We start from the raw sequence: 17,822 nt of genomic DNA on the forward strand, positions 1-17,822 counted from the left end.
GTTATGATTCACGGTTTTGTTGATAAGGAAGGTAAACACGTTGTCAATTACAAATATGAAGTAGGTAACTGTATTGAATCATATACAGTTAAAGGTGAGGATACTTTACCTTCAATATCAGACATTTATGATGTTTCAGCTTCTTGGCCAGAGGAAGAGCTTTATGAATTAATGGGTGTTAATTTTGAAGGATTAAATATGAGGGGAAGATTATTCTTACCTGATACAATGTTAGAGGGACAAGGACATATTTTAGTAACTCCATTGGATGAATTAAGAAAGAAGACACTTAAGGAGGGAGAATAATGGGTTATACTATACCAATAGGACCATATCATCCATCATTAGAAGAACCAATCCACGCAAAGCTTTACACTGAAGGAGAAGTAATAAAGGACGCTGAAGTATTTATTGGTTATAACCATAGAGGTATTGAAAAGCTTGCTACAGAGAGAAATTTTATTCAAACATTAACATTAGTTGAAAGAGTTTGTGGTATTTGTTCACATTCACATCCATTTACTTATGCAATGGCAATAGAAAATATTGCACAGATGGAAGTTCCTAAAAGAGGTCAATATATAAGAGTAATTATGGCAGAATTAGAAAGATTACACTCACACTATCTATGGATAGGACTTGCGTGCCATCTAATTGGTTATGACTCACTATTTATGTATGTATGGGACGCAAGAGAAAGAATAATGGATATACTTGAAGAAATTTCAGGAAATAGAGTTAACTATGGAATGGTTATAATAGGTGGTTCAAGAAGAGATATAGATGATGAAAAAGAAAGAAAATATTAAATATGTTAGATGATTTAATTGAACCACACAATAGAATAAAGGATATATTTCTAAATGACAAAACAGCAGCACTTAGAACAAAGGGAGTAGGGGTATTGCCTAAGGATGTTGCAGAAAGAATGGGAACAATAGGACCTCACGCAAGAGCGTCAGGTGTGAACGTAGATGTTAGAAAAGATGCACCATACTCCTGCTATGATGAATTTGATTTTAATGTTCCTGTTCTAAATGAAGGGGATGTTTGGGCAAGAGTAGTTGTTAGAGTTTTAGAAATTGAAGAAAGTATAAAGATAATTAAACAAGCACTTGAAAATCTTCCAGAAGGACCAATTAACTTAGGTAATAAACTACCTAAGGTACCAGCTGGAGAGTTTACTGCAAGACACGAAGCACCAAGAGGTCAAGTAGTTTATTATGTTGTTACTGATGGAGGACAAACAAACTATAGAATTAGTATACACGTTCCAACCTTTAAAACTGCTCCTACAGTACCTTATATGTTAAAAAATAATACTATAGCTGATGCTGGGTTAATTATAGCTTCAATAGATCCTTGTTTCTCTTGCTTGGATAGGTAGTGATAAAATGCACGAACTGGCAATTACAGAAGGAATTATTAAAATTGTTGAGAAGGAAGCAAAAATCATAATTTTAAAAGGTAAATGCAATCAAAATAGTAGTTGGGGAATTATCGGGAGTTTTCCCCAACTGATTCAGGATTATTTTGATATTGCAAGCAAAGGAACAATTGCTGATGGAGCAGAACTTGTAATAAGAAGAGTTGAAGCTAAATTAAAGTGTAATGAATGTGGAAGTGAAGGAAAAGTTGAAAATCATAGGCTAAGATGTAAGAGTTGTGGAAGTTTAAATGTTACAATAACTTCTGGAAAAGAATTTTATGTAGATAGCTTGGAGGTAGATTAACTTGGAAATTAAGGTGGTAAAACAGATTCTTGAATGGAATGAAGATTGCAGTAACGAAATTAAAAATACATTTGAGGATAAGAATATATTTATGATAAATGTAATGGGTTCTCCTGGAGCAGGAAAAACCAGTTTAATTGTAAACTTAATAAATGAACTTAGAAAAGATTATAAAATAGCAGTGATTGAGGGAGATATTGCTGGCCAAATAGATGCAGAAAAAATAAAACAGATGGATATTCCAGTTGTACAATTAAATACCGATGGTGCTTGTCATATTGAAGCTATGTCAATAAAACATATATTAGGATATTTTAATTTAGATGAAGTAGATGTAATTATCGTAGAAAATATAGGTAATTTGGTTTGCCCAGCAGAATTTAATATTGGAGAGGATATAAGAATAGCTATTTTAAGTATTCCTGAGGGAGACGACAAAGTAGAAAAATATCCTCTGATGTTTTCAACCTCTGAAATATTAGTTTTAAATAAATATGATATGAAGGAACATTTTGATTTTGATGATAAAAAGTTGAATCTATAGCAAAGGAAATGAATCCTGATATAACTGTTTTTAGAGTTTCAAATAAAACAAAAGCAGGTTTAAATGAGTTAGTTGATACATTGAAAAATGTAATCAATAAAAAATTAAAAAGTAAGGGGGCTTTAATTGAAACCTACAAAGCTTAGTTCAGTTCTTTCAACCTTTATATTTTGTTATCTGTTCTGGATACTGTTTACTTGGACATTTACATCACAAGAACTAATAGCAGGAGCAGTTGTAAGTCTTCTTGTAGCAGTATTAACAGCAAGATTTTTTATTCACGAAAATGCTTTTTACCTATTTAATCCAGTTAAATTTATTAATTTAGTGCTTTATATTTTTATATTTCTAAAGGAACTTTGGAAAGCAAATGTTGATGTTGCAAGAAGATCACTAAATCCAAACTTACCTGTAAACCCTGGAATAGTAAAGGTACCAGTAAGTTTAGAATCTGAATATGGAATGTCAATGCTTGCAAATTCGATAACACTAACTCCTGGGACAATCACAATGGATATTACTGAAGAAAACGGAAAGCACTATTATTATATTCATTGGATTGATGTATCAGAAAAAGATAGAGAAAAGGCTGGAGAAGCTATTAAGGGTACTTTAGAAAGCTGGATAAGGAGGATTTGGAAGTGAATAGTTTAATATTTGTTTCAATCATCTATATTATGTTAGCATTAGCTCTTTGCTACAGACTATTTAAGGGGCCAAGTGCTGTAGATAGAGTAGTGGCTGCAGACAGTATAGATTTATTAACTGTAGTTGCTCTTGTTCTATTCGCTGTATACAGTAAACGAGCTATCTATTTAGATATAGCTTTAACTCTTGCAATTCTTGGTTTTATAGGTACATTACTAATTTCAAAGTATCTGGAGGGAAAACTATGATATATGTAGCTTATCTATTTATGTTTTTAGGATGCTTTTTGCCTTTGCAGGTACTATTGGTGTTTTAAGAATGCCTGATGCATACTGCAGAATGCAATCAAGTACAAATATTGCAACATTAGGTACCTTAGGGGCACTTGTTGGAGGATTTATTTTAGCACTAACGTTAGGAAATACAGTTATGGCTTTAAAAATAATATTTATTGCTGTTTTTATAATAATTACAAATCCAGTGGCTGGACATGCTATTTGTAAAGCTGCATACAAATCAGGTGTTAAAGCTGAAAAATTGATATGTGATGATTATGGGAGGGATTTTCCTAATGAATAATATTGTTTTATTAAATGTTTTAATTTTAATAGGCATACTTGTTTCAGCTATTTTAACTGTTTATTTTGACGATCTATTATCATCTATTGTTGCATTAGGTGCTGTAGGCTCATTTGTTGCATTGGAATTTATATTGTTGCACGCACCTGATGTGGCTATTGCGGAGGCTGCAGTAGGTGTTGTATTACAACCGGTAATCTTTATTGTAGCCCTTAGAAAAGTAAGGGGGTTAGAAAATGAAGAAGTTTTTAGCTTATTTTTCTTTAACAGTATTTTTAATAATTGGTTGTTATACAGCTTTTGAAATGTCTAAATTATCACCAACCTTTGATGGAGAAAAAGTAAATGTTGTTGAATTATATAATGATCCAAAAATTATGATTTTAATGATGCAGACGGAGTTGCAAATCTAATGGTTAAGCAAACAATTGAAAAAACACACGCTTTAAATGCTGTAACAGCAATTGTTTTTGACTTCAGAGGTTACGATACTCTTGGTGAATCATTTGTATTATTTACTGCCATTTCGGGCACTGTTGTTATTTTAAGAAATGCTATGAAAGGAAGGGCAGATTAATATGAAGAAAAACAACATAAAAGTTAAAGATTATATTATTAAATCTGCTGCAGACTTTTTACACCAATAGGATTAGTTTTAGGTCTTTATATAATCTTACACGGACATTTAAGCCCAGGTGGTGGATTCCAAGGCGGTGTAATAGTTGCTTCAGCAGTTGTTTTAATCTATTTAGGATATGGATATGAAATTTCAACAAAGACATTTAATCAAAATTTATTAAAGAAGAGTGAAGCAATAGGTGCATTGATGTATTCCTTTTTGCATTGCTTGGTATATTTTATGCTACTAACTTCTGCAGAAATGTATTTTTTAATGTAGGAAATCCGGGAGATCTATTTAGTTCAGGTACAATATTTTTAATGAATGCAGCAGTTGGTTATAAAGTTCTAACAGGTGTAGGATTTTTAATATTATTAATGTTCGGTCTTTTAGCAAACAAAGATGCATAGATAGGGGTGATTAAATGTTATTACTGAATTATATAACTTGTATAATTCTTATAGTATTAGGTTTATATACAATTGTTACTAAAAAGAATTTTATGAAGATAGTTATAGGAATGGGATTGCTGGATTATGGTATAAATCTTTTGCTTATAAGTGTTGGATTTAAGGCAGGGGGAACAGCTCCTATATTTACTATAAATGAGCTTGATAGGAGTTCCTTCTTTGTTGATCCTGTACCACAGGCTTTAACACTTACATCAATAGTTATAGGTGCCTGTGTAACAGCACTTGCTCTGGCACTTGTAATTATGATTAACAAACATTATGGTACTCTTGATACCGATAAGGTAAGGAGGTTAAAAGGATGACACAACATTTACCTATTTTATCTATAATTACTTTATTTATAGGAGCTTTTATTGTTGCTTTGATAAAAGAAAAAAATGAAATGCTTAGAAATTCAATAGTATTAATAGTAACATTTTTATCCTTTATTTTTACATTGATGATGTATGGTCCAATTATTGGTAAAGGTGAAATAATTACTTATTGGATGGGTAACTGGAGTCCTATTAAAGATTGGGCTATAGGAATAGGATTAGAGGTTGACCAATTAAGTTTATTCTTTGGTTTATTTATATCCCTATCAATTGTGATTTCAGCACTTTATTCCTTTAGATATATTGAAAAGGAAACTGGAAAAGATAAATATTATGTTTTGTTCTTAATGATGTCAGCAAGTGTAATGGGCTTTATATTTACTGGAGACCTTTTTAATATGTATGTAATGATAGAAATTATGACCTTTGCATCAGTTGCATTAACTGCATTTAGAAATGATAGACCAGAAGCAGTTGAAGCAGGTTTTAAATATATTGCGATTGGTTCAATTGGTTCATCTTTAATACTTTTAGCTACTGTAATTATTTATGCACAGTTCCATACTTTAAATTTAGCTCAGCTTGCAGGTGAGTTATATAATAAATATACTCCAATAACTTTATTTGCACTTGCATTGATGATAGTAGGTTATGCTGTTAAGGTATTTGCTGTTCCTACACATTTTGTAGCCCCAGATGCTTATATGGTGGCTCCTTCATCAATATCAATGTTATTCTCAGGAATAGTAAATAAAGCAGCTGTTTATGGTATTTTAAGAATAATTTATGTAGTATATCAAAGTATGAATTTACCTTCAATGCAATTTTTACTAATTTTCTGGGGAACAGTAACAATGTTTATTGGTGTAACTATGGCTCTTGCACAACACGATTTCAAGAGACTCTTAGCATTCCATAGTATTTCACAAATAGGTTATGTAATAACAGGTATTGGATTAACAACAGCTCTTGGTATAACAGGTGGATTATACCATGCACTTAACCATACATTATTTAAGGGATTATTATTCCTTTGTGCAGGGGCAGTATTTTATGCAACTGGAACTACAGATTTAGATAAACTTGGTGGACTTGCAAAAAGAATGCCTCAAACAGCACTAATATTTTTAATAGGTGCCTTTTCAATAAGTGGTATACCACCTTTTAATGGTTTTGTGTCAAAATGGATAATTTACCAAGCATCCTATGAAGCAGGTTATGCTCCTGTTACTATAATTGCTTTAATTGTTAGTGTTATGACATTAGCTTCTTTTATAAAGGTGGCACAATCAGCATTCTTTGGACAATTACCAAAGGAATTTAAAAATGTAGAAGAAGTACCACTTTCAATGAGAATCCCAATGTGGATTATGGCAGTTTTATGTATTATAGGCGGTATAGTACCTTCAGCAGTGACAAAATATTTAATTACACCAGCTGCAAATGCTGTTATGAATTCAGCAAAATATGTAGAAGTAATGATGGGAAAGGATTTTGCAGCAAAATTTTATAAAAATATAGGTACTGCACCAATTATCGATTATAAATTAGCTGGATATTGGCAACCAATAGCTTGGTTGATACTATTTGGAATTCTATTACTTGCATTTACTATGGTTGCAGTCCTTGGAGGATTTAATCCAAAGAAATTTAGCTATGCAGATGAAGAAGATGCAAAATACGATGTATTCTATAGTGGAGAATCAGCTGAGTTTTCACACGTAGGTGGAAGTGATTTGTTCTGGGGCTTAAAATATCAATTTAGACACTACTTTGATTTTATGCATAGAATTCATAGTGGATTGGTTAATGACTATGCCCTCTCTGTTGTAATAACTGCAGCAGTTATATTACTATATGTTTTCACTTTTGTTAGATAAGGAGGGACTGTAAGGTGGAATTACTAAAAAGAGTTCTATATATTTTACTTTATCCAGGTTTAATTTATTGTGTTATAGGAGGACTAATTTTAGCAGGAATAGATAGAAAGCTTCTTGCAAGAATGCAAAAAGAATAGGACCTCCAATATTACAGCCTTTTTATGATTTCTTTAAATTACTTGGAAAAGAAACAATAGTACCAAGAAATGCCGCAAAAAGCATTTTTAGCTGCACCAGTAATAGGTTTAATTAGTTTAATTACAGTTTCGCTATTTATTCCAGTTTTTAAGTTTAGTCCATTTAGCACATATGCTGATTTAATAGTTGTAATATACTTGTTAACAATACCTGCAGTAGCATTAATCGTTGGTGGTTCGGCATCAGGTTCACCTTATGCAGGAGTTGGAATCTCAAGAGAAATGGTTGCTATAATATCCTATGAATTACCAATGGTTGTATCTTTACTTGCAGTTGCTAAAAAGTAGGTTTAGCTTTAAATAATGGTGTAATGACATTTTCACTATCACAAATAGTTGAATATCAAGCTCAATATGGTCCGCTATTTACCAAGTTGAGTATAATACCAGCATTTATTGCAATGCTTCTTGTAATACCTTGTAAGGTTGGAAGTTTACCCTTTGATATAGCAGAGGCAGAAATAGAAATTTGTGAAGGACCTCTTGTTGAATATAGTGGAGCACCACTTGCGATTTTTAAATTAAACCACGCAATTAAAATGCTTGTTATGACTTCACTATTTGTTACACTTTTCTTAAGTGGATCAGGAACAGGAATATTAGCTGTTGATGCGATAATACAATTTGTCTTAATGTTTATTGTAATGTTCTTCTCTATAACACTCTTAAAGGCTATAACAGCAAGATTAAGAGTAGAACAAACTTTAAAATTTTATTGGACTTACCCTACAGCCCTTGCAATATTAAGTTTAATACTTGTTTATTTTGGGTTGTAATTTAGGAGGTGTTTAAATGTTTGAAAAGCTAATTGAAAAGGGATTAGAAAAATCTGCTTGGTTATATCATTTAAATACAGGATCTTGTAATGGATGTGATATTGAACTTGTTTCAGTAATAACTCCAAGATATGATGCTGAAAGATTTGGTTTTAAAATTGCAGGTTCTCCAAGACACGCAGATATAATTGTAGTTTCAGGGCCTATAACATCACAATCCAAAGACAGACTTATAAGAACTTTAGCACAGGTACCAGATCCAAAGGTTGTGGTATCATTAGGTTCTTGCCCAAGGTCCTGTAATGTATTCAGTGGAAGTTACTGTGTTGAAGGACCATTAGATAAATACGCACCAATTGATGTATCAATTGCTGGTTGTCCTCCAAAACCAGAAGCTATAATGGCGGGATTAGTAAGAGCTGTTGAGATATTAAAAGAAAAAAGGAGGGCAATGAAATGAAATTTCCTTATTTAAAAGAAGCAGTAAAATCTTTGTTTTCAAAGCCTTCAACTGAAAATTTTCCAAAGGAAGTAAAAGAAGCACCTGAAGGTTATAGAGGTAAAATTGCCTTTTATCCAGAAAAATGTGTAAACTGCGGTATGTGTATTAGAGTTTGTGCACCAGGTGCAATAACAAGAACTATTGAAAAGGTTGAAGAAGGCGATAAGATTACTTTCCAATTCTATATGGGACAATGTACCTTCTGTCAGCTTTGTCAAGATTTCTGTGCAAGAAAGGCTATTGAATTAACTAAAGATTATCTAATGATAGCTGAAGATGAAGAGGAATTAATGGTTAGAGGTACTTTTATTAAAAAGCACCACCTAAACCACCTGTACCACCTGCAAAGCCAGCTACTGCTCCTATAAACAATAATGAGACTAAAAAGAAGAGGCAAAGGCAGAATAGTTTTTAGAGCTGTTGACGCATTTATGTCAACAGCTCTTTACATAGATGTGAATAAAAATGATTAATATAAAGTATTTGAAAATTTCATTATTTTAAGTTAAAATATATATTGCAACTTTGAAAGGAGGAATAGTATGATTACAAAAGAATATGTAGCATCAATTATTGATCACACTATACTAAAGGTTGAAACAACACCAGAGGATGTAAAGAAGGTTTGTAAAGAAGCTAAGGAAAACAATTTTGCATCAGTTTGTATTAATCCTTGTTATGTCAAATTGGCAGCAGATGAACTAAAGGGAACAAATGTTAAGGTTTGTACAGTTATTGGTTTCCCTTTAGGAGCTAATTCATATGATGTAAAGGCCTATGAGACAAAAAAGCCATTGAAGATGGTGCACAAGAAGTTGATATGGTTATTAATATTGGAATGTTAAAGGCAAAAGAATATGACTATGTAAAAAGGATATAGAAGCTGTTGTTAATGCAGCAAAGGGTAAAGCTTTGGTAAAAGTTATAATTGAAACTTGTCTTTTAACTGATGAAGAAAAAGAAATTGCTTGCAAGTTATCCATTGAAGCAGGAGCGGATTTTGTTAAAACATCTACTGGTTTTAGCAAATGGGGAGCTAAAGAAGAGGATGTAAGATTGATGAGAAGAGTTGTTGGTAGTGAAAAGGGTGTAAAGGCTTCAGGCGGAGTACATAGTTTTGAAGATGCAGTTAAAATGATAGAAGCTGGGGCAAATAGAATAGGTGCAAGTTCTTCTTTGAAAATAATTGGAAAATCAAATGAAGAAAAGGCTTATTAATAATTAGACATAGTGTCTTTTAGAAAACTTGAACTTTTAAAAGTCCTCTAATAAAAATTAGAGGACTTTTAATTTTGGCTCTTTGTCAATAGTTGGGGCGGGCATTAGATTAGAATGCCTGTCCTTTCTTATTTGATAATGATTTTAGCAAGATAGATAGGATGAGGGGAGTTTACCCTTAAAAAATTGCACGACAAAAAGACCAACGATAGTTGGATTTCCTAAAATACAATATTTAACAGATTATTTATTACAACAATGAAGAATTCTATTCCTGAATCTATCAAAATTTCTATAGCCGAAGGCTATTCTTTTAATAACTTTGATTTTATTATTAAATCCTTCTATACAAGCATTTGTATAAGGAATATCAAAAGAATTACAAATCTCATTAAAATATCTGATATAGGTATTTGCACATCTTTTCAATTCATTGATACCACTATTTTGTGCAAGTTTAATCCAATCTTTTAAGAGGACACGAGCTTCGTTAGAAGAAGGTGAAGCATCAATAATACTCAATAACTTTTCCTTTAAAGTGTGGGCAATTGCTAATTCACTATTATAAGAAAACATAACTTGTAAAGCTAACTTTGAATCTGTATCAAGTAAGCCATATCTTTTTAAAATAAGCTTTTTACTTCTTTTAAAGTATTTTCTTAATTTAATTGATAGTTCTCTTTGGATACGTTTTCTTACCGCTTCTACTGCCCATATGACTTGTCTAATATAGTGAAATTTATCTATAACAATTACAGCATTTTTGAAATAAGTTTTAGCTAAATCAATATAGGGTTGCCACATATCACAAATAAAGTGTGTAACGCTATCGCGATTTTTAATTTTTCTAAAATAATCTATAAGAATATGCTCTTTTCTATCTTTAATAATGTCTAGTATTTTATGATTAACAGGATCGACTATTGCACAATGATATTTAGAACCACCAGAGTTACCTTTAAATTCATCTATAGATATTATTTTAGGTAAATTAGTAGGAGAAGAGTAAGATACATTATCAAAAATACGTTTTATAGTATCGATAGATAGATTAGTTTTTCTAGCAACTGATGTCATACTATATTCATTAGATAATTCATAAATTACAAACATAGCTAATCTATTAGTTATTCTATGATAACGAGGTAAAAATTCTATATGTTCATAAAATTTTTTGCCGCAGGCATTACAACGATATCTACGTTTTTTAAGAATGATAAAAGTATGTTTAAAGAATAAGGGTATGTCTTTAATACGCTGAATTCTATAATCGTGAACTCTTGTAACTTTGGAATTACAATTAGGGCAAGTACAAATTTTTTCTTAGTTTCTAAGTATATCTCAATGTACGTGTCATTATGAATAATCTTTTTATAATAACATCTTTAAAACCTAATAAATTTTTGATAGAATTATTAGTGTGCACTTGATGGATGCCTCCTTTCAGGTAAGGTTTTTGTTTGGTTATTTTAATTTTACCAGGTGTCTAATCAGGTGCACATATTTTTTGTAAAAAATATGCTGGGTCTACGCCCCAACATTTATTATAGAACCTTAATTTTTTATCCTTAAAATAACAACTACAGAATATTATATATTAAGTAAGGAGGTGAACATATGTCACCAGCAAAAAATTGTCCAGAGAAGATATTATAGTAAAGGTTAATCTACCAAAATTTAAAAATACATCAGAAATAAAACCACAGTACACCTTGATAGATCAAGAGAGAGCTATAGATGCAATTAACTTTGCACTTGATATGGAACAGTTTGGATATAATATATATGTTTGTGGATATGAAGGAATCGGAAAAAGAAGTTATTTAATTGATATGTTAAGAAAAAGAGCTGAGAAAGAAAAAACACCTTCTGATTGGGTTTACGTTTATAATTTTGAAGATATGTATAAGCCTATAGCAATAGAATTAAAGCCAGGAACTGCGAATTTATTTAAAAATGATTTAAATGAGTTTATTGATGAGATAAGCGAAGAAATAACGGAAATTTTTAATAGCGAGGAATATGAAAAACGAAGAAATGATGTTGTTGATTACTATGAAAAGATGATTATAGATTTAGCTGAAGAATTAAATGAAAAGTCAAAAGATAAAAACTGATTTTTAAGTATACAAATGATGGATTTGCATTTATTCCAATAAACAGTAATAACAAAGAGATGACTGAACAGGAATATATCGATTTACCTGAAGAAGAAAAAGATACCATCAATAAAAATGTTAATGAACTAAGAAATTTAGCATATGAAGTTCTAAGAAAAACAAAGCTTATTAAAAGGAAATGAACCAAAAATTAAAAGATTTAGATTTTAGTTTTTTACTATGTATATAGAAGATAAAATGAGTTCTTTAGCAGATAAATATAGTTATAATGATAAGTTGATAAAATATCTTTATTCAATAAAAAATGATATTACAGAAAACTTAGACGTTTTTATTGATATTGATAATATGGATAAGGAATTTTTGGAGGCATTTTTATCAAGGTATGATGTCAATGTTCTTGTTAACCATACAGAAGATGGGGCTCCTGTTATTATAGAAGAAACACCAGAATACCAAAAACTCATAGGATTAATTGAATATGAAAACAAATCAGGTAACTTAGTGACTGATTTCACAATGATACAGCCAGGGAGTCTTCACTTTGCTAATGGAGGATATTTGGTTATAGATGTACGAAAATTGCTTGAAAGCTTTTGGGGATATGAAGCTTTAAAAGAACTTTAATGTTGAATAAAATTGTAATTGAAAATTTTAAAAACCAACTGGATATTATACCAATAGTAAATTTAAAGCCAGAAGCTATTCCAATTAAAACAAAGGTCATCTTGATAGGCAGTCCTGAAATATATTATATTTTATATAATTATGATGAAGATTTTAAAAAATTATTTAAGATAAAAGCTGAATTTGAAAATAAAGTTAAAGATAATAAAGAAAATATAGATTCCTTCCTAAAACTTATAAAATATATAATTGAGGAAAAGAAATTTAAAGATGTTACCTTTGATGGAATAGAGGAACTTATTTATTACTCAAAAAGATTTCTGAAAATAAAAACTATTTAACAGCAAATATCTCAACTATCATAGAAATTCTTGAGCAGGCAAATCACATAGCAAAAGTAAATAAGAAAAAATTTATAGAAAGAGATGACATAAAGGTTGCTTTAAAAATGAAGGAGAAGAGAAATTCCTTGATTAAAGATGAATTTTTAGAATTATATTCTAAAAATAAATATATAGTAGAAGTTAAAGGCTATAAAGTTGGACAGATTAATGCATTATCAGTAGTAGATTATGGGGATTATGAAATTGGAAGAGTTAATAGAGTTACTGTAAATACCTTCTGTGGGACAGGTAATATAATTAATATTGATAGAGAGGTAGGATTAAGTGGTAATATTTTTAATAAGGCAACAATGATTTTAACAGGGTATATAGGCGAACGTTTTGGTCAAAATAGTAGTTTATCCTTTAATGCAAGTATTTGCTTTGAGCAGATGTATGGTGAAATAGATGGCGATAGTGCAACTTTAGCTGAAACTGTAGCGTTACTCTCAAGTTTAGGTGAAATACCTATAAATCAGGGTATTGCAATTACAGGGTCAGTAAATCAAAAGGGATAGTTCAAGCAGTTGGTGGAGTTAATACAAAAATAAGAGGATATTTCGATATATGCAAGCTGTATGGTTTAGATGGGACGCAGGGAGTTATTATACCAGAATCAAATTTAGAGGATTTAGTTTTAGATGATGATATTGTAGAAGCAGTTAATAAAAAGAATTTAGTATCTATACTGTTAATAGCGTAGAAGATTGCTTCGATATAATATTAGAACCGAGTTTTAAAAAGGGTAGGAAAAGCAAAAATTTTGATTATATAGAGGAAAAGATTTTAAAAAGAATTGAAAAATTAAAGGGAGTAAAGGATAAAAATAAAAAGAATAGGCTGCCAATGCAGCCTATTATACATTGAAGCGGAAAACTATTACATCTCCATCTTGTACAATATATTCTTTGCCTTCGAGCCTAATAAGTCCCTTTTCACGAGCTGCTGTTTCAGAACCGCTCTCTATTAGGTCATCATAGGATATTACTTCTGCACGTATAAAACCACGTTCAATATCAGAATGTATTTTTCCTGCAGCCTGTGGAGCTTTAGTACCCTTTCTAATAGTCCACGCTCTAACTTCCTTTGGGCCAGCTGTTAAAAAGCTTATTAATCCAAGTAAGTTATAGCTGGCTCTTATTAATTTATTTAATCCAGGTTCTTCAAGACCATAATCACTTAAAAATTCTTGTTTTTCATCATCGGATAGCATTGAAATTTCTTCTTCAAGCTTTGCACAAAGTGGAATTACTTGAGAATTTTCTGCCTTTGCATAATCTAATACCTTATTCAATAATTTATTATTTTCATAACCATTTATTATATCATCTTCAGAAAGATTTGCTACATATAAAACAGGTTTTGATGTAAGAAGGAAATATTGCTTTAAAAATTCCTTTTCCTCTTCTGTCATTTCAATTGTTCTAGCTGGTTTCATTTGTTCTAAATGTGATTTTAGTCTCTCCATAAAATTGAGTTCTTCTTGTGCTTTTTGTCCCCTGATCTTGCAGTTTTTCTTGTCTTTTCTATTCTTCTATCTAAAACTTCCATATCAGAAAATATTAATTCTAAGTTTATTGTTTCTATATCTCTAATTGGATCAACAGATCCTTCTACGTGAACAATATTTGTATCTTCAAAACATCTTACTACGTGAACAATGGCTTCTACTTCTCTTATATGTGATAGAAATTTATTTCCAAGTCCTTCACCTTTGCTTGCACCTCTTACCAATCCTGCAATGTCATAAAATTCAACTATTGCAGGGGTAACTTTTCAGGGTTATACATTTTAGCAAGTACATCAAGTCTTTTATCAGGCACAGCAACAACTCCAACATTTGGTTCAATTGTACAGAAGGGATAATTAGCTGATTCAGCACCAGCTTGAGTTATTGCATTGAATAGTGTACTTTTGCCTACATTAGGTAGTCCTACAATACCAAGCTTCATATATATCTTCCTTTCTCTATTTTCTATAAGCTACACAAATTAAATTTTAGCAAAAAGGATTAGATTTATCAAGAGGTAAAATAAAAGGCTGCAAATGCAGCCTTTGGTGCCGAAGGCGGGGTCGAACCCGCACGGGTGTTACCCCACCGGATTTTGAGTCCGGCGCGTCTGCCAATTCCACCACTTCGGCAAGGTCAATTTGATATTAACATAATTATATAATTTTGTCAATAGAACATTTATAAAAAGTAAAGGCAGATTTACTTACTGCCTTTTTAATTCTATTTGGCTTTGGTTTTGGTCGACCAACAACAGGTTTTTGCTTTTCTATTTTTGCTAAACGAATTAATTCAAAATAGGTTAAAAATAAAACAACGAATAGAGTAGTTTGAAGAAGTTGTAGTGTGAGCGATTTCACATAGTATACTTTAAAAATAAAAGGGAAAAACAATGTCAATGTAATAAATACAAAAAGTAACCATTTTTTATTCTTAAAAAGTTAATTAGATAGGGTTTAGATACATTAAAGATAGACAGCGAAATAATAGTTAAAACAATAATTAGAAAAATTTGATATAAAATTTGCATTTAAATACCTCCTTTTCAATTTATATTATATCAGTATTTTAAAATATTTCTATATCTAATAAACAATTGAAGAATATTTAATATAATGTTATTATATTAAAAAAGAAAATGGGGTGTGAATATAGATTATGAAGAATAAACTTTTAATAATAGACGCTAACAGCTTAATGAATAGAGTTTTTATGCACTACCTCCGATGAATAATCAAGAGGGTAAGAAAACTAATGCAGTCTATGGTATGTCAGTAATACTTTTAAAAATTATAAAAGAATTACAACCCAATTATATTGCAGCAGCCTTCGATAAAAAGGCACCTACCTTTAGACATATTGAATATCAAGAATATAAAGCAGGTCGAAAGAAAATGCCGGATGAACTTTCACAGCAATTTCCTATAGCAAAGGAATTACTTAGAGCCTTTAACGTTGGAATATACGAGATAGAAGGATATGAAGCAGATGATATTATTGGTACAATGAGTAAGAAATTTGAAGAAGAGGGGTTTGAAATATATATACTAACGGGGGATAGAGATTCATTACAATTAGTAACTAATTTAACTAAGGTATTAATTACAAAAAAGGAATTACAGATGTTGAAACCTATGATATAGAGGCTATTAAAGAAAAATATGGCTTTGAACCAAATAAAATAATAGATTTAAAGGGATTAATGGGAGACGCTTGGATAATATACCTGGGGTTCCAGGTATAGGAGAGAAAACAGCATTAAAATTATTAAATGAGTTTGGAAGTATAGAAAATATATATGAAAATATAGATAAAATAACAGCTAAAAAAGTCAAGGATAATCTAATAAATTATAAAGATCAGGCATTTTTAAGCAAAAGTTGGCTACCATTAATAAAGATGTTCCTATTAGTTTTAATCTTAATGAAATGGACATAGAAAAGTGTGATTATAAAAAAGTAATGGAAATATTCCAAGAATTAGATTTTAAAAGTTTATTTAATAAAATACCAAAAAGAAATGAACAAAAATATAATGAACAGGAAACAGTTAAACTTAATTTTAGTATAGATAATTTAAAATCATACTTAAAAGATAAAAATGAAATATTTTTTACTACAATAAAGAAGAAGATTTATTAATTTTTGAAAATGGATACGCATTAAAAGGGATAGATTTTGTGGAGATAAAAAATATATTTGAAGATGGAAATATATACAAAAACACATATGATGCAAAAGCACTTTATAATAGACTAAGAACTATTAATATAAATTTAAAGGGGTTAAGAAATGATTTAGGAATAATAATGTATCTATTAAATCCTTCAAATGATTTTTCTTCAAACAACAAAGTAATAGCTGATTTGCTAAATATAAACGAGAGTGAACTAAAAAGGAACATATTCCAATATTTGTTGGTATGATGGAACAAATATTAGAAGATAAGCTTAAATTGATAAAGGAGTATTCTTTAGAAAAACTATTGTATGAAGTAGAAATTCCGCTGATAGAAGTGTTAGCATCTATGGAACACTGTGGCTTTAAAATAAATAGAGAGGTATTACAAGAAATTGGATTTAAGTTATCAGAAGAAATAGATAAACTAACAACAGAAATATACGATTTAGCAGGGGAAGAGTTTAATATTAATTCACCTAAACAATTAGGAGTTATTTTGTTTGAAAAATTAAATCTACCTGTTATTAAAAAACAAAAACAGGTTATTCAACTAATGCTGATGTTCTTGAAGAACTAAGGGATAAACACGAAATAATAACGAAAATTATAGTATATAGGCAGCTTGTAAAGTTAAAGACAACATATATAGATGGACTTATGAGTGCAGTACAGTCTGATGGAAAGATTCATTCTAATTTTAATCAAATGATAACTGCTACAGGAAGAATATCAAGTACTGAACCAAATCTTCAAAATATACCAATAAAATTAGAGCAGGGACGAGAAATAAGGCGTGCTTTTGAGCCAGAAAACAGTGATTTTTACATATTAACAGCAGACTATTCTCAAATAGAATTAAGAGTACTTGCACATATTTCAGGTGATAGAAATTTAATTGAAGCCTTTGTAAATGGTGAGGACATACATAAGAGAACTGCATCGGAGGTTTTTAATGTTCCAATTAATGAAGTTACATCTATTCAAAGAAGTAGAGCAAAGGCAATTAATTTTGGCATAGTTTATGGATTAAGTGATTTTGGATTATCACAGGATTTAAAGATTTCAAGAAAGGAAGCAAAGGAATATATTGAAAACTATTTTGCAAGATATACAGGTGTAAGAAAATATCTTGATGATGCTATTAAGCAAGCTAAAGAGAATGGATATGTGAAGACTATATTCAATAGAATAAGATTTATTCCAGAAATAAATTCTTCAAATAGAAATATAAGAATGCTTGGAGAAAGGTTAGCAATGAATACACCGATACAAGGATCTGCAGCGGATATAATTAAAATAGCAATGGTAAACGTATATAAAAAGTTAAATGAATTAGGACTAAAATCAAGAATAATTCTTCAAGTTCACGATGAATTAGTTTTAGAAGTTCATAAGGATGAAATAGAAGAGGTAAAAAGATAGTTAGATTTGAGATGGAAAATTGCGTACAATTGAAGGTACCTTTAATTGTCGATATAAAATGGGCAAATAATTGGTATGAAGCTAAGTAGGTGATGAT

22 protein-coding genes, 1 tRNA gene and 6 pseudogenes are annotated in these 17,822 nt (G+C 30.5%); 25 read left to right on the forward strand and 4 right to left on the reverse strand.

What is annotated here, in order from left to right:
• Nucleotides 1-3 precede the first annotated feature (3 nt).
• The 20 genes and pseudogenes from PL321_RS15280 (at nt 4) to deoC (ending at nt 9,483) form a co-directional block, all read left to right on the forward strand.
• The gene (locus PL321_RS15280; protein ID WP_273962581.1) at nt 4-306 is read left to right on the forward strand and encodes an NADH-quinone oxidoreductase subunit C; all 303 of its coding nucleotides are present in this window, start codon (nt 4-6) and stop codon (nt 304-306) included.
• A pseudogene (locus tag PL321_RS15285) lies at nt 306-1,387 on the forward strand (hydrogenase large subunit). The gene PL321_RS15280 and the pseudogene PL321_RS15285 overlap by 1 nt, the downstream one beginning before the upstream one ends.
• A 7-nt stretch (nt 1,388-1,394) precedes the next feature.
• Nucleotides 1,395-1,733 carry a hydrogenase maturation nickel metallochaperone HypA/HybF gene (locus PL321_RS15290; protein ID WP_273962582.1) on the forward strand — a complete coding sequence of 113 codons (339 nt, stop codon included), beginning with the start codon at nt 1,395-1,397 and terminating at the stop codon, nt 1,731-1,733.
• Between the two features lies 1 nt (nt 1,734).
• The gene (hypB, locus tag PL321_RS15295; RefSeq protein ID WP_273962583.1) at nt 1,735-2,277 is read left to right on the forward strand and encodes a hydrogenase nickel incorporation protein HypB; all 543 of its coding nucleotides are present in this window, start codon (nt 1,735-1,737) and stop codon (nt 2,275-2,277) included.
• An 8-nt stretch (nt 2,278-2,285) separates the two neighbouring features.
• Entirely contained in the window at nt 2,286-2,423 is a 138-nt protein-coding gene (locus PL321_RS15300; RefSeq protein ID WP_273962584.1) for a hypothetical protein, read from the forward strand.
• The gene (locus tag PL321_RS15305; RefSeq protein WP_273962585.1) at nt 2,404-2,922 is read left to right on the forward strand and encodes a Na+/H+ antiporter subunit E; all 519 of its coding nucleotides are present in this window, start codon (nt 2,404-2,406) and stop codon (nt 2,920-2,922) included. The genes PL321_RS15300 and PL321_RS15305 overlap by 20 nt, the downstream gene beginning before the upstream one ends.
• On the forward strand, nt 2,919-3,173 hold the full coding sequence (locus PL321_RS15310) for a monovalent cation/H+ antiporter complex subunit F (RefSeq protein WP_273962586.1): 255 nt from the start codon (nt 2,919-2,921) through the stop codon (nt 3,171-3,173). The genes PL321_RS15305 and PL321_RS15310 overlap by 4 nt, the downstream gene beginning before the upstream one ends.
• Nucleotides 3,174-3,204: 31 nt before the next feature.
• Complete coding sequence (gene mnhG, locus PL321_RS15315; RefSeq protein ID WP_273962587.1) at nt 3,205-3,504, forward strand: monovalent cation/H(+) antiporter subunit G; 300 nt, start codon at nt 3,205-3,207, stop codon at nt 3,502-3,504.
• Entirely contained in the window at nt 3,497-3,808 is a 312-nt protein-coding gene (locus PL321_RS15320; RefSeq protein ID WP_273962588.1) for a DUF4040 domain-containing protein, read from the forward strand. Before mnhG ends, PL321_RS15320 begins: the two co-directional genes overlap by 8 nt.
• Before the next feature lie 108 nt (nt 3,809-3,916).
• Nucleotides 3,917-4,081 carry a hypothetical protein gene (locus tag PL321_RS15325; protein WP_273962589.1) on the forward strand — a complete coding sequence of 55 codons (165 nt, stop codon included), beginning with the start codon at nt 3,917-3,919 and terminating at the stop codon, nt 4,079-4,081.
• Between the two features lie 93 nt (nt 4,082-4,174).
• Nucleotides 4,175-4,402 carry an MnhB domain-containing protein gene (locus PL321_RS21715; protein ID WP_443110805.1) on the forward strand — a complete coding sequence of 76 codons (228 nt, stop codon included), beginning with the start codon at nt 4,175-4,177 and terminating at the stop codon, nt 4,400-4,402.
• Entirely contained in the window at nt 4,348-4,533 is a 186-nt protein-coding gene (locus PL321_RS15330; protein ID WP_273962591.1) for a hypothetical protein, read from the forward strand. Before PL321_RS21715 ends, PL321_RS15330 begins: the two co-directional genes overlap by 55 nt.
• 14 nt (nt 4,534-4,547) lie before the next feature.
• Nucleotides 4,548-4,898 (forward strand): sodium:proton antiporter, encoded by a 351-nt coding sequence (locus PL321_RS15335; protein WP_273962592.1) that lies wholly within the window; start codon nt 4,548-4,550, stop codon nt 4,896-4,898.
• Complete coding sequence (locus PL321_RS15340) at nt 4,895-6,790, forward strand: proton-conducting transporter transmembrane domain-containing protein (RefSeq protein ID WP_273962593.1); 1,896 nt, start codon at nt 4,895-4,897, stop codon at nt 6,788-6,790. Before PL321_RS15335 ends, PL321_RS15340 begins: the two co-directional genes overlap by 4 nt.
• A 14-nt stretch (nt 6,791-6,804) precedes the next feature.
• A complete protein-coding gene (locus PL321_RS15345) occupies nt 6,805-6,927 on the forward strand; it encodes a hypothetical protein (RefSeq protein ID WP_273962594.1) in 123 nt (40 codons plus the stop codon).
• An 8-nt stretch (nt 6,928-6,935) separates the two neighbouring features.
• A pseudogene (locus PL321_RS15350) lies at nt 6,936-7,275 on the forward strand (NADH-quinone oxidoreductase subunit H).
• A 23-nt stretch (nt 7,276-7,298) separates the two neighbouring features.
• A complete protein-coding gene (locus tag PL321_RS15355; RefSeq protein WP_273962595.1) occupies nt 7,299-7,763 on the forward strand; it encodes an NADH-quinone oxidoreductase subunit H in 465 nt (154 codons plus the stop codon).
• A 16-nt stretch (nt 7,764-7,779) separates the two neighbouring features.
• Nucleotides 7,780-8,223, forward strand: coding sequence for an NADH-quinone oxidoreductase subunit B family protein (locus tag PL321_RS15360; protein WP_273962596.1), 444 nt, complete (start codon nt 7,780-7,782; stop codon nt 8,221-8,223).
• Nucleotides 8,220-8,633 (forward strand): 4Fe-4S dicluster domain-containing protein, encoded by a 414-nt coding sequence (locus PL321_RS15365; protein WP_273962597.1) that lies wholly within the window; start codon nt 8,220-8,222, stop codon nt 8,631-8,633. Before PL321_RS15360 ends, PL321_RS15365 begins: the two co-directional genes overlap by 4 nt.
• 174 nt (nt 8,634-8,807) lie before the next feature.
• Nucleotides 8,808-9,483: pseudogene (deoC, locus tag PL321_RS15370) on the forward strand (deoxyribose-phosphate aldolase).
• Between the two features lie 243 nt (nt 9,484-9,726).
• Here the strand turns inward: deoC and PL321_RS15375 are convergent.
• Nucleotides 9,727-10,800, reverse strand: a complete 1,074-nt coding sequence (locus tag PL321_RS15375) for an ISL3 family transposase (RefSeq protein WP_273964333.1) — start codon at nt 10,798-10,800, stop codon at nt 9,727-9,729.
• Between the two features lie 317 nt (nt 10,801-11,117).
• Here PL321_RS15375 and PL321_RS15380 point away from each other — a divergent pair, with 317 nt between their 5' ends.
• The 4 genes and pseudogenes from PL321_RS15380 (at nt 11,118) to PL321_RS15395 (ending at nt 13,131) form a co-directional block, all read left to right on the forward strand.
• Nucleotides 11,118-11,600: a Lon-like protease helical domain-containing protein gene (locus PL321_RS15380; RefSeq protein ID WP_273962598.1), complete on the forward strand. Its 483-nt coding sequence runs from the start codon at nt 11,118-11,120 to the stop codon at nt 11,598-11,600.
• Between the two features lie 59 nt (nt 11,601-11,659).
• Nucleotides 11,660-11,785, forward strand: coding sequence for a hypothetical protein (locus PL321_RS15385; RefSeq protein WP_337960863.1), 126 nt, complete (start codon nt 11,660-11,662; stop codon nt 11,783-11,785).
• 166 nt (nt 11,786-11,951) lie between these two features.
• Nucleotides 11,952-12,571 (forward strand): annotated as a pseudogene (locus PL321_RS15390) (AAA family ATPase).
• 107 nt (nt 12,572-12,678) lie between these two features.
• Nucleotides 12,679-13,131, forward strand: a complete 453-nt coding sequence (locus PL321_RS15395) for a hypothetical protein (protein ID WP_273962599.1) — start codon at nt 12,679-12,681, stop codon at nt 13,129-13,131.
• 338 nt (nt 13,132-13,469) lie between these two features.
• On the opposite strand, the pseudogene ychF reads toward PL321_RS15395, so the two are convergent.
• From ychF to PL321_RS15410, 3 genes and pseudogenes are all read right to left on the reverse strand, one after another.
• Nucleotides 13,470-14,565: pseudogene (ychF, locus tag PL321_RS15400) on the reverse strand (redox-regulated ATPase YchF).
• Between the two features lie 104 nt (nt 14,566-14,669).
• Nucleotides 14,670-14,755 (reverse strand) — tRNA-Leu (locus PL321_RS15405).
• A 24-nt stretch (nt 14,756-14,779) separates the two neighbouring features.
• Complete coding sequence (locus tag PL321_RS15410) at nt 14,780-14,983, reverse strand: hypothetical protein (RefSeq protein ID WP_273962600.1); 204 nt, start codon at nt 14,981-14,983, stop codon at nt 14,780-14,782.
• Nucleotides 14,984-15,281: 298 nt separating this feature from the next.
• On the opposite strand from PL321_RS15410, the pseudogene polA reads away from it, so the two are divergent.
• Nucleotides 15,282-17,814 (forward strand): annotated as a pseudogene (gene polA / locus PL321_RS20360) (DNA polymerase I).
• Nucleotides 17,815-17,822: the final 8 nt, after the last annotated feature.

Origin of the sequence: Caloramator sp. mosi_1, from assembly GCF_028622835.1 — a bacterium.
Lineage (GTDB): Bacteria > Bacillota > Clostridia > Clostridiales > Caloramatoraceae > Thermobrachium.

Coding starts and splice junctions, on each gene's coding strand:
- PL321_RS15335 (WP_273962592.1), top strand. CDS start 4,548: ATGTTATTACTGAATTATATAACTTGTATAATTCTTATAGTATTAGGT.
- PL321_RS15355 (WP_273962595.1), top strand. CDS start 7,299: ATGACATTTTCACTATCACAAATAGTTGAATATCAAGCTCAATATGGT.
- PL321_RS15395 (WP_273962599.1), top strand. CDS start 12,679: ATGAAGGAGAAGAGAAATTCCTTGATTAAAGATGAATTTTTAGAATTA.
- PL321_RS15385 (WP_337960863.1), top strand. CDS start 11,660: ATGACTGAACAGGAATATATCGATTTACCTGAAGAAGAAAAAGATACC.
- PL321_RS15290 (WP_273962582.1), top strand. CDS start 1,395: ATGCACGAACTGGCAATTACAGAAGGAATTATTAAAATTGTTGAGAAG.
- PL321_RS15325 (WP_273962589.1), top strand. CDS start 3,917: ATGGTTAAGCAAACAATTGAAAAAACACACGCTTTAAATGCTGTAACA.
- PL321_RS15340 (WP_273962593.1), top strand. CDS start 4,895: ATGACACAACATTTACCTATTTTATCTATAATTACTTTATTTATAGGA.
- PL321_RS15360 (WP_273962596.1), top strand. CDS start 7,780: ATGTTTGAAAAGCTAATTGAAAAGGGATTAGAAAAATCTGCTTGGTTA.
- PL321_RS15280 (WP_273962581.1), top strand. CDS start 4: ATGATTCACGGTTTTGTTGATAAGGAAGGTAAACACGTTGTCAATTAC.
- mnhG (WP_273962587.1), top strand. CDS start 3,205: ATGCTTTTTGCCTTTGCAGGTACTATTGGTGTTTTAAGAATGCCTGAT.
- PL321_RS15365 (WP_273962597.1), top strand. CDS start 8,220: ATGAAATTTCCTTATTTAAAAGAAGCAGTAAAATCTTTGTTTTCAAAG.
- PL321_RS15300 (WP_273962584.1), top strand. CDS start 2,286: ATGAATCCTGATATAACTGTTTTTAGAGTTTCAAATAAAACAAAAGCA.
- PL321_RS15320 (WP_273962588.1), top strand. CDS start 3,497: ATGAATAATATTGTTTTATTAAATGTTTTAATTTTAATAGGCATACTT.